Source organism: Caulobacter sp. D5, from assembly GCF_003185805.1.
GTDB lineage: Bacteria > Pseudomonadota > Alphaproteobacteria > Caulobacterales > Caulobacteraceae > Caulobacter.
In genome coordinates this window covers 1-10,300 of record NZ_QHJY01000179.1, presented here as the reverse complement: position 1 = coordinate 10,300, position 10,300 = coordinate 1, and the positions used below count along the sequence as shown (strand labels likewise).

Below are 10,300 nucleotides of genomic sequence, written 5' to 3'. Positions count from 1 at the left end.
ATCCCTCTCCCCTTGCGGGAGAGGGTGGCCCGCGAAGCGGGTCGGGTGAGGGGTCTCTCAAACCTCGAAGCTGCATGCGGCGGCCAGGTCGGGCGAGGCGTCTCGTGTCTGAGAGACCCCTCATCCGTCGGCCTTCGGCGGCCACCTTCTCCCGCAAGGGGGAGAAGGATCATTTGGCGGTAAAGCCCTCCGGCAGCTCGGCCCCGCGCAGGTCGCAGCCGGCGAGGTTGGCGCGGGCGAGGTCGGCGTCGATCAGGCGGGCGCGGGCGGCGCCGGCGCCGGTGAGGTTGGCGGCGCGCAAGGTCGCGCGGGTCAGGTCGGTGCGCAGGGCGCGGCCCTCGCTGATCACCAGCGGGCCGAGCTTGGCGCCCGTCAGGTCGGCGCGGGCGAGGTCGGCGTCGGCCAGGCGCGCGCCGCGCAGGTCGGCGCCCTTCAGCTTGGTCCCGCGCAGGTCGGCGCCGACGAGGTTGGCGCCCTGCAGCTCGACGCCCTCCAGGTCCATGCCGAAGAAGATCGCGCCGGGCGCCGTCAGGCCGCTCAGCTTGCGGCCCTTCAGGCGACGCAGCGGACGGAAGTCGACCTGCGGGATCGAGATCGCCCGGCCCTGGGCGCCGCCGCTGGTGCAGAAGCGCTCGTGCTCGTCGAGCAGGTCGTGCAGGGGCTGGTCGTCGACATAGATCAGCGGCGGCGGGGCGCGCAGCACCCCGGCCATGTCGGCGTCCTCGAGATTGGCGCCCGAGACGTCGACCCCGGTCATCACCGCCCGCTTGAGCAGGGCCCCCGACATGTCGGCGCCGAAGATCTCGGCCCCGGTCAGGTCGACCCGGTTCATGGTGGCGTTGTTCAGCCGCGCGCCCGACAGGGTGGCTCCCGACAGGTCGGCGTCGGTGAGGTCGGCGGCGCGGGCGAAGGCGTCGGACATCTGGGCGCCGGCCAGGCTGGCGCCCTTCAGCATGGCGTAGTCGAGACCGGCGCGGTCCTCGGCGTGGCGCAGCAGGCGGAAGCCCTCGGCCCCGTCCTGCACGGCGGTCAGACCCTCGCGCAGGTCGCAGCCCGACAGGTCGGCCCCCGACAGGTTGGCGCCGCGCAGATAGGCGCCGCGCATGTCCACCCGCACCAGGCGGGCGCCGCGCAGGTCGGCGTCGCGCAGGTCGGCGCCGTAGAGCACCGCCCGGTCCAACACAGCGCCGCGCAGCGAGGCCCCGGCCAGCAGCGCGCCGGTCAGGTCGGCCTCGGACAGGTCGACGCCGTCGAGTTCGAAGTGCGAGAGGTCGATATAGGCCAGGGACGCGCGGCGGCCGGCGGGCAGGCCCTTCAGATAGCGGCCATGCGCCTCGACCGCGGCCTTGACGGCGGCGGCCTGGGGCCTGCGGATCAGGCTTTGCGGCGCTGTGGCGGGAAGGGGCGACATAGGCTTTTTATCAAGGGTTCCCGCAACTTATGACGCTGCTCCATTTAAGGAACGGTTTGTTTTTCAGCTGTGCAACAAATCACAGCCAGCCTTTTCGGCGGAACCACATCAAGGGAATCAGCGCCGCCGCCAGCATCAGGCCCAGCGCGATCGGATAGCCCTCCAGCCAGCGCAGTTCGGGCATGTGCTCGAAGTTCATGCCGTAGATCCCCGCGATCAGGGTGGGCGGCAGGAAGACGGCCGAGAACACCGAGAAGATCTTGAAGATCTGGTTCTGCTCGATGTTGATGAAGCCGAGCGCCGCGTCGAGCAGGAAGGTGATGTTGCCCGACAGGTAGCTGGAATGGTCGGTGATCGAGGTCACGTCGCGCTGCAGCGATTTCAGGTGGTCGCGCAGTTCGCGGTCGCCCTCGAACTGCTCGGCCAGGCTGGCGAAGCTGAGCAGGCGGGCCAGGCTCACCAGGCTGTCGCGGGCCTTGGCGTTGACGATCTGGGCCCGACCCAGGCGTTCGAGGATCTTCTCGAAGGCCGCGCCGCGCGGGCGGCCGAAGATCATCCGCGACTGGGTCTCGACCTCGCTGGCCGTGCGCTCGAGGATGTCGGCGGTGCGGTCGATGACGGCGTCGAGCAGGCCAAGGAAGGTCTGCGGGCCGCCGGGGCACAGGCTGGGCTGGCGCTCGGCCTGGGCGGTGAAGACCGAGAAGGCGCGCGGCTCGACGTAGCGGATGGTCACCAGCTTGTCGCCGGTCAGCACGAAGGTCACGGGGGCCGCCGTGGGCAGCTCGCCCTCGGCGTTGACCAGGATGGTGGCGGTCATGAAGGTGCCGCCGTCCTCCTGGTAGAGGCGCGAGGAGGCCTCGATCTCGGCCATCTCCTCGCGGGTGGGCAGCAGCAGGCCGATCGACTGCTCGACGGCCACTTCCTCGGCGCGGGTGGGGTCGACCAGCTCGATCCAGACGGCGTCGGACGGCAGGCGCCAGTCGGGCGTATGGCCGCCCGGCTCGAAGCCCGGGGCGCCTTGTCGGAGAACTCTCAGCATGGATCGACCCGGACCTTCACCCTGCGGGTGTGGCCCAGGCGAAGGGGCGCGTCAACGCGCCAGCGCGCGACGCGATGGGCCGGAGATCAGCGCTGTTGCTGAGCGGGCTTGTCGTCGCCTTGGGCGGCGGCGATCAGGGCGGCGATGCGGTCGGTCGAGTCGGCGGCCTGGTTGATCATGTCCAGCGGGTTGGCGCGGACCGACGAGGCGACCTGGTTGGCGGCCTGCTTGGCCAGCGACACGGCGGCGTTCTGGGCGAGGGCCAGCTTGCTGGTGGCGGCGGCGATCGTGACCGCCTGCTGGTTCTGGTAGATGAAGCCGTGGGTCGGATAGACCGTGGTGCCCAGATCGCGGATCGGGTCGTACCAGACCTTGACCTGGCTCCAGTCGCCGGCGGCCGACACGTCGACGACGGTGACGTCCTGTTCGACCTGGCCGCGGGCGCCGTTCATGACGGACCAGTTGGCGTGGGTGACCTGGATCACCCGGTCGGTCAGAACCTGCGAAACGAAGGCCACGTGGCCGAGGTTCATGCGGGCGGTGGGCTTGAAGCAGAGGACGGCGCCGGCCTTCGGCGTGAAGCCGGTGTCGTACTTGCCGACCGCCTGGCCCCACCAGGTGCGGGCGTCGCCGAAGATCTGGATGCCCGACATCAGACGGGCGAAGGGGACGCACTGCCAGTACCCGTCGGCCACCGCGCTCGACATCGGCGCGAGGGCGACCATGGCCGCAGCGGCCAGGGAACCCCAGAGGGCTCTCTTCCGTTTCGTCATGCTGTGGGTACTCCCCCGCGTCACTGGGTAAGTCGATAACCCTGGGGGAAAAATATGAAAAGAGTGTTTATTGAGCCACAGTGACGGTTGTGGCGGCGCCACTGCGCCGCTTGGCCAAAGACTTCATCAAGTCCCGGGCCGGCTTTTCCACCAGGTGGTACGAGGCCGCGGACAGCGGAATCAAGGCTGCGACGATTAACACCCAGACCAGCAGCGGCAGTTTGTCGCCCTCGATATTCAAGAGCTTGGCCGCGCCGTTGACCGCCAGGATCTTCCACGGAATGCAGATCATGTAGGTCGAGTAGCTGATCTCGCCCAGATACACGAAGATGCTTTGAGTGGCGAAGCTCGAACCGGCCTTGGCCAGGCGCGCCAGCGATAGAATAAAACCGCCCAAAATGGCCACGATCAACGCATCTGGCGCCTGGAGCTGCACTGTAGCGAGCAGAAGCACCCCCGCCACGCCGGCGCCGATTCCCGCTCCGCGCAGGCTGAGCGTCTGGTTCTTCCACAGGGTGTAGAGCGCGCAGCCATAGAAGAAGCATGGCACGATGCGCAGGGCGCCCCAGCGGATCGTCGCCTCGGTCAGCGGGAATCCGGCCAGCTTTTCGAAGGCCGGATAGAGCGCCGCGATCACCGCCAGGGCCGCGCCCAGCAGCACCAGCGGCCGCTCGCGCAGCTTCCAGGCCACGAAGGCGAAGGCCGGGAAGCTGAGATAGGCGAACCACTCGGCCGAGATCGACCACGAGGGGTGGTTCCAGCCCGACACCGGCGCGAAGCCCCAGGCCTGGACCATCAGCAGATTGGCCGGCAGCGCGTCCCAGGCCAGCATGTTCTTGTCGACGGCGATGCCGGCGATCCCGGCGGCGATGGCCATCAGCCCGACGCCGGCCATCGTGAACAGGTGCAGCGGATAGACCCGCGCCAGCCGGTTCCACAGGAAGCCGCCATAGCCGAACCGGCCCTCGCCGAAAGCCGTCAGATAGACGTGGCAGAGGATGAAGCCGGACAGCACGAAAAAGGCCTCGACGCCCAGATAGCCCTTGGCCACCACGCCCGGAACCGCGCCCGTGACGGCGAGGTTTGGCCAGTAGTGATACATCACCACCCAGAAGGCGGCGAAGAAACGAAGCGCGGTCAGGGGCTTGATATGGGCGGCGTCGGTCATATCTGCATTTCCAAGTCCCAGTTTCGCCGCAATTCGCCGACCGCCGTTTTGGCGGCCGCGGCGGGGCTCGCGGCGGGCTGGGGCGTGATCAATCTGTCCACAGCCTAGCCAGGACCCATGAACGAACTCCTTCACCTCGCCGCAGACCCGGCCGCCTGGGCGGCCCTCGTCACCCTGGTGGTCATGGAAGTCGTGCTCGGCATCGACAACCTGGTCTTCATTTCCATCCTGTCGAACAAGCTGCCGCCCGAGCATCGCCAGCGCGTGCGCCGCATCGGCATCTCGCTGGCGCTGATCATGCGCCTCGTCCTGCTGTCGACCATCGCCTTCATCGTCGGCCTGACCGCCCCGGTCTTCGACCTCGGCATCGTCGGCCCCGTCGGCAGCCACGGCGAGCCGGCCTTCGAGACCGCCTTCTCCTGGCGCGACCTGATCCTGATCGCCGGCGGCCTGTTCCTGATCTGGAAGGCCACCAAGGAGATCCACCACACGGTCGATCCCAAGGAGCAAAGCCACGACGTGCTCGACAAGACCGGGGCTGCGATCTCCAACGTCGGCGCGGCGATCTTCCAGATCATCCTGCTGGACCTGGTGTTCTCGATCGACTCGATCCTGACCGCCGTCGGCATGACCGAGCACCTGGCGATCATGGTCATCGCGGTGATCGCGGCCGTGACCGTGATGCTGCTGGCCGCCGACCCGCTGGGCAACTTCATCAACAACAACCCGACCGTGGTGATGCTGGCCCTGGGCTTCCTCTTGATGATCGGCACCGTGCTGATCGCCGAGGGCTTCGGGGTGCACGTGCCCAAGGGCTACATCTACACCGCCATGGCCTTCTCGGCCGGCGTCGAGGGCCTGAACATGCTCTCGCGCAGGTCTGCGGCGAAGAAGAAGTGATCCCGATCCTTCTCCCCTTGCGGGAGAAGGTGTCGGCGCGAGCCGACGGATGAGGGGTCTCTCAAACGCAAGACGCCGCGACGGCTGAACAGCTGTCGCGGCGTTTCTGTAGGTGCGACCCCTCACCCGACCCCACGTCGTGGGGCCACCCTCTCCCGCAAGGGGAGAGGGATTTAATGCGCCGTCGCCGGCGGCGGGGCCCGCCGCGGGGCCCGCTGGAGCATCCCGCGTGCGATCTCCTGCTCGCCGATCAGGGCGTCGGTGGCGCCCATCTGGGTCAGCAGGTCGACGTCGGCGTCGGTGTAGGCGCGGGCGACGATGCGGGCGTCGGGGTTGGCGGCGCGGGCCTGCTCGATGATCCGCGCGGCCTCGAAGGGGCTGGGCACGGCGACGAAGACGTGGGTGGCCTTGTCCAGGCCCGCCTGCATCAGCACTTCAGGCCGAACCGCGTTGCCTTGGACCACTTCGAACCCGGCCTCGCGCAGTTCGATGGCGCGGTCGCCCTCGTCCTCGATGACGACCAGCGGCGTGCGGTTCTTCAGGCCTTCGGCGACGGCCTTGCCGACCCGGCCGTAGCCGACCAGCACCGCGTGCGGCTGGGCCGCGGCGGCGACGGGCTCGACCGCTTCCTTGGCGGTGACCTTGACCATGGCCTTGTCCAGCCAGGCGAACAGCAGCGGGTTGATCAGGATCGACAGGATGGCGCCGGCCAGGATCAGGTCGCGGCCGTCGGCCGGCAGCAGCTTCAGCGAAACGCCCAGGCCGGCCAGGATGAACGAGAACTCGCCGATCTGGGCGAGACTCGCCGAGATGGTCAGGGCCACGCTCTGCGGACGCTTGAAGGCCAGCACCAGGGCGTAGGCGACCAGCGACTTGCCCACCACGATGATCAGCACGGTGGCCAGCACGGCCAGCGGCTCGCGCAGCAGCACCATCGGGTCGAACAGCATGCCGATCGAGACGAAGAACAGCACGGCGAAGGCGTCGCGCAGCGGCAGGGTCTCGTTGGCGGCCTGATGCGACAGCTCGCTCTCGGCCATGATCATGCCGGCGAAGAAGGCCCCGAGCGCGAACGACACGCCGAACAGGGCGGCTGAGCCGAAGGCCACGCCCAGGCAGATGGCCAGCACCGCCAGGCGGAACAGCTCGCGCGAGCCGGTGTGGGCGATGCGGTGCAGGATCCAGGGAATGACCCGGCGGCCGACGATCAGCATGAAGGCGACGAAGGCGACGACCTTGCCGATGGTGATGGCGAAGGTCATCAAGAGGCCGCCCGAGGCGTTGGCCGGCGGGGTGCCGCCCATCAGGCCCGACAGGGCCGGCAGCAGCACCAGGGCCAGCACCATGGCCAGGTCCTCGACGATCAGCCAGCCGACGGCGATGCGTCCCCGGTCGGTCTCGATCAGCCGACGCTCCTGCAGGGCGCGCAGCAGCACCACGGTCGAGGCGACCGACAAAGCCAGGCCGAACACCACGCCCGCGCCCCAGCCCCAGCCGAGCGCCACGGCCAGGCCCACGCCCATGACGGTGGCGGCGGCGATCTGCACCACGGCGCCGGGGATGGCGATCTTGCGCACCGCCATCAGGTCCTTGACCGAGAAGTGCAGGCCGACCCCGAACATCAGCAGGATGACGCCGATCTCGGCCAGCTGCGGGGCCAGTTCCTGGTCGGCGACATAGCCCGGGGTGAAGGGGCCGACGATGACCCCGGCCAGCAGGTAGCCGACCAGCACGGGAAGCTTCAACCGGTTGGCGAGCGCGCCGAAGACGAAGGCCAGGCCCAGCCCCGCGACGATGGTTGCGATCAGCGAGGTGTGGTGCATGAAGCCTCCTTGACGGTCATCTTTTTCGGGCGTACTCAACCAATATGGGTGACAAGCCCGCGAGTTTCCAGATGCCTCACGCAAAAATTCTCCTTCCGGCCCAATGCCGGGGCGCCCGTGGCCTGCTCAACTGGTCGCAAGGCGAGCTCGCGGACAAGGCGGGGGTGTCGCGCAGCACGGTCAAGGACTTCGAGACCGAGCGCCACGCCTTGCACCATAGCACCGAGCGGCTTCTCATCGACGCGCTCGAAGAGGGCGGCGCCGTGCTGATCGCGGCGGTCGAGGGCGGCGAGCCGGGGTTGGGCGCGTGGGGGCCGGGCGTACGGCTGAAGGCGGCGACGGATTAGGATCGACCAAGGAGGGCAGGGCGCTTGAACCACGAGGTTTCACCGGCGGACTACAAGGATCTGGTCCTGTTCCTGGCCACGGCCGGGATCGTCGCGCCGCTGTTCAAGCGCCTGAAGATCAACCCCATCCTCGGCTTCCTGCTGGCCGGCGTGATCCTGGGGCCGTTCGGCCTGGGCCGGCTGATCGGCGTCGCCCCCTGGCTCGACTACGTCACCGTCGACAATCCCGACGAGATCGGCCAGCTGGCCGAGTTCGGCGTCGTCTTCCTGCTGTTCATGATCGGGCTGGAGCTGTCGTGGGAGCGGCTGCGGCTCTTGCGCAAATACGTCTTCGGCCTGGGCGCGGCCCAGGTGGTCGGCTGTTCGCTGGCCCTGGGGGCGGTGGCCATGCTGCTGGGCCAGCCGCCGGTGGCGGCCCTGGCCATCGGTTCGGCCCTGACCCTGTCGTCCACCGCCATCGCCGTGCCGGTGCTGGCCGAGCGCAAGCGACTGCACGCCGAGGGCGGTCGCGCGACCTTCTCGGTGCTGCTGTTCCAGGACCTGGCGGTGGCCCCGATCCTGATCACCCTGGCGATCCTGGGGCGCGGCCATGGGCAGTTCGACGCCCGCGGCCTGCTGGCCCTGCTGCCGGCGGCCTTGGGTCTAGGCGCGATCGTGCTGGTCGGGCGCCTGGCTCTGCGGCCGATGATGCGCTCGGTCGCCAAGGCCAAGAGCGAAGAGATGTTCATGGCCGCCTGCCTGCTGGTGATCATCGGGGCGGGCCTGGTCAGCGCGCTGTCGGGCCTGTCGATGGCTCTCGGCGCCTTCGTCGCCGGCGTGCTGCTGGCCGAGACCGAGTATCGCCACGAGGTCGAGGTCAAGATCGAGCCCTTCAAGGGCCTGCTGCTGTCGCTGTTCTTCGTGTCGCTGGGCATTCGCCTGGACCTGTCGCTGCTGGTCGCCTCGCCGGTCCTGGTGCTGGGCACGGCCGTCGGCCTGGTGGTGGTGAAGGCGGCCATGGTGTTTGGCCTGGGCAAGCTGTTCGGCCTGTCCAACCGCGCTTCGGCCGAGAGCGCTCTGGCCCTGGCGGCCGGCGGCGAGTTCGCCTTCGTGCTTTTGGCCAACGCCATGGACGCCGAGGTGGTCAGCCCCTCGGTCGGCCAGACCGTGCTGGTGGCCGCCACCCTGACCATGTTCCTGATCCCGGCCCTGACCGGCGTTGGCGCGCGGCTGGGGCGCAAGACCCCGGCCGAGACCAGCGAGACGCCGGAGGGGGTGGACCTGTCGACCGAGGAGCCCAAGGGCCGGGTGCTGGTGGTGGGCTTCGGACGCGTGGGGCGGCTGGTCGGCGACATGCTCGACCGCCACGACCTGCCGTGGATCGCCATCGACCGCGACCCTGGCCTGGTGCAGCAGGGCCGTCGCGCCGGCCATCGCGTCTATTTCGGCGACGCCGCCCGGATCGAGCTGCTCGAGCGCTGCGGCCTCGATCACGCCCGGGCGGTGGTCGTCACCATGGACGCGCCCGAGGCCGCCGAGGCGGTGGTCGCCGCCGCCCGGGGGCATCGTCCCGACCTGACCATCGTCGCCCGGGCCCGCGACGCCCGCCACGCCGCGCGGCTCTACGAACTGGGGGCCACCGACGCCGTTCCGGAGACCATCGAGGCCTCGCTGCAGCTGTCGGAAGCGGTGCTGGTCGACATCGGCGTGCCCATGGGGCTGGTCATCGCCTCGATCCACGAGCGCCGTGACGAATACCGCAAGGTGCTCAACCGGCCGGACGCCCTGGGCGGCAAGCGCAAGCGGCTTCGCGACGCCGGTTGAGGCTCGCCCGAGCCCATCAAGGTCGCAGGTAGCCGGACACCATGTGGAAAACTTGGCCATTACGGCCATTTTTCCGCCGTTAGAACCTGCGCGACGCTACGGAAGGCCTTGCGCGGACGCGCTTTGCGTGCGAACCGAGAGGGGAGCGGGCGCCTTCGGGAAGCCCCGGTCGCCAGATTCGGCGAACGGGTTTCACAGGGCGACCGTGAGGTGTCGCGGGGGGCTTTCCGCCTCGGTGAAACTTTGGACGGTGTTGCCGAGCCGACACTTTCGCGGAACGTGCGCCTTGGTATAACGATGCTCGGCCGTTTGGCCGTGCAGGGCAATAGAGGGCTCTTGATATGAAACTCAAACTCCTGGCGGGAGCCGCCCTGGCCGCGGTGTTCGCCGCGTCGGGCGCTTCGGCCCAAGAGACCGGCTGGTACGGCGCGGTCGACCTCGGCTACCACTGGCCGAGCCCCACCAACTCCGAGTCGGACGGCAACGCTCCGGACGGCGCTCACTATCACTGGACCTGGAAGAGCGAGTCCGATTGGACCGGCTTCGTGCGTCTGGGCTACCAGTTCACCCCGAACTGGCGCGCTGAACTCGAAGGCGGCTACCGTCCGGGCGATCTGGAAAGCGTCCGCGGCAACCCCGTTCGTCAGCAGCCGATCGGCCTCTGCACCCCGGGCGTGACGCGCACGACCGCGGCGCCGAAGTGCGGCTCGCCGGAAGGCTCGATCGAGTCCTGGTCGCTGATGTTCAACGTCCTGTACGACTTCGCGCCGGACGCCAAGTTCAACCCGTTCCTGGGCGCCGGTCTCGGCGTGAACCGCCTCGACGTTCAGGCCCTGGGCCAGTTCAGCGGCGTCCCGGGCGCTTACACGACCGCCAACCCGTCGATCCAGAACCTGACCGTCGACGACGACGACATCGCGATCGCCTGGCAAGGCATCGCCGGCATGTCGTGGAAGGCGACCGACAAGCTGAAGCTCGACGTCACCAGCTACAACAACTTCTACGAATTCGGGGTCGACAAGTCCGACCCGGCCGA

The 10,300-nt window shown here is 68.8% G+C and carries 9 protein-coding genes; 4 read left to right on the top strand and 5 right to left on the bottom strand.

The window, feature by feature from the left end; all coding sequences use genetic code 11:
• Positions 1-169 precede the first annotated feature (169 nt).
• The 4 genes from DMC18_RS12985 to DMC18_RS12970 form a co-directional block, all read right to left on the bottom strand.
• Entirely contained in the window at positions 170-1,411 is a 1,242-nt protein-coding gene (locus DMC18_RS12985; RefSeq protein WP_110132991.1) for a pentapeptide repeat-containing protein, read from the bottom strand.
• 79 nt (positions 1,412-1,490) lie between these two features.
• On the bottom strand, positions 1,491-2,450 hold the full coding sequence (locus tag DMC18_RS12980; protein ID WP_110122176.1) for a magnesium transporter CorA family protein: 960 nt from the start codon (positions 2,448-2,450) through the stop codon (positions 1,491-1,493).
• 86 nt (positions 2,451-2,536) lie between these two features.
• On the bottom strand, positions 2,537-3,223 hold the full coding sequence (locus DMC18_RS12975; RefSeq protein ID WP_110122177.1) for a CHAP domain-containing protein: 687 nt from the start codon (positions 3,221-3,223) through the stop codon (positions 2,537-2,539).
• Positions 3,224-3,290: 67 nt separating this feature from the next.
• The gene (locus tag DMC18_RS12970; RefSeq protein WP_110122178.1) at positions 3,291-4,391 is read right to left on the bottom strand and encodes an acyltransferase; all 1,101 of its coding nucleotides are present in this window, start codon (positions 4,389-4,391) and stop codon (positions 3,291-3,293) included.
• A gap of 117 nt (positions 4,392-4,508) precedes the next feature.
• On the opposite strand from DMC18_RS12970, the gene DMC18_RS12965 reads away from it, so the two are divergent.
• Positions 4,509-5,291, top strand: a complete 783-nt coding sequence (locus DMC18_RS12965; protein WP_110122179.1) for a TerC family protein — start codon at positions 4,509-4,511, stop codon at positions 5,289-5,291.
• Between the two features lie 173 nt (positions 5,292-5,464).
• Here DMC18_RS12965 and ybaL read toward each other — a convergent pair whose 3' ends face one another.
• Positions 5,465-7,114: a YbaL family putative K(+) efflux transporter gene (gene ybaL / locus DMC18_RS12960; protein ID WP_110122180.1), complete on the bottom strand. Its 1,650-nt coding sequence runs from the start codon at positions 7,112-7,114 to the stop codon at positions 5,465-5,467.
• 71 nt (positions 7,115-7,185) lie between these two features.
• Here ybaL and DMC18_RS12955 point away from each other — a divergent pair, with 71 nt between their 5' ends.
• The 3 genes from DMC18_RS12955 to DMC18_RS12945 all read left to right on the top strand — a co-directional run.
• A complete protein-coding gene (locus tag DMC18_RS12955) occupies positions 7,186-7,461 on the top strand; it encodes a helix-turn-helix domain-containing protein (RefSeq protein ID WP_110122183.1) in 276 nt (91 codons plus the stop codon).
• A gap of 24 nt (positions 7,462-7,485) precedes the next feature.
• Positions 7,486-9,264: a cation:proton antiporter gene (locus tag DMC18_RS12950; protein WP_110122181.1), complete on the top strand. Its 1,779-nt coding sequence runs from the start codon at positions 7,486-7,488 to the stop codon at positions 9,262-9,264.
• Positions 9,265-9,605: 341 nt separating this feature from the next.
• A partial coding sequence (locus DMC18_RS12945) for an outer membrane protein (protein ID WP_146218064.1) occupies positions 9,606-10,300 on the top strand: 695 nt, incomplete at its 3' end.

Bases quoted from the DNA above. Each gene is read 5' to 3' on its own strand.
- DMC18_RS12975 (WP_110122177.1), bottom strand. From the start codon at position 3,223: ATGACGAAACGGAAGAGAGCCCTCTGGGGTTCCCTGGCCGCTGCGGCC.
- DMC18_RS12980 (WP_110122176.1), bottom strand. From the start codon at position 2,450: ATGCTGAGAGTTCTCCGACAAGGCGCCCCGGGCTTCGAGCCGGGCGGC.
- DMC18_RS12970 (WP_110122178.1), bottom strand. From the start codon at position 4,391: ATGACCGACGCCGCCCATATCAAGCCCCTGACCGCGCTTCGTTTCTTC.
- DMC18_RS12965 (WP_110122179.1), top strand. From the start codon at position 4,509: ATGAACGAACTCCTTCACCTCGCCGCAGACCCGGCCGCCTGGGCGGCC.
- DMC18_RS12955 (WP_110122183.1), top strand. From the start codon at position 7,186: ATGCCTCACGCAAAAATTCTCCTTCCGGCCCAATGCCGGGGCGCCCGT.
- ybaL (WP_110122180.1), bottom strand. From the start codon at position 7,114: ATGCACCACACCTCGCTGATCGCAACCATCGTCGCGGGGCTGGGCCTG.
- DMC18_RS12985 (WP_110132991.1), bottom strand. From the start codon at position 1,411: ATGTCGCCCCTTCCCGCCACAGCGCCGCAAAGCCTGATCCGCAGGCCC.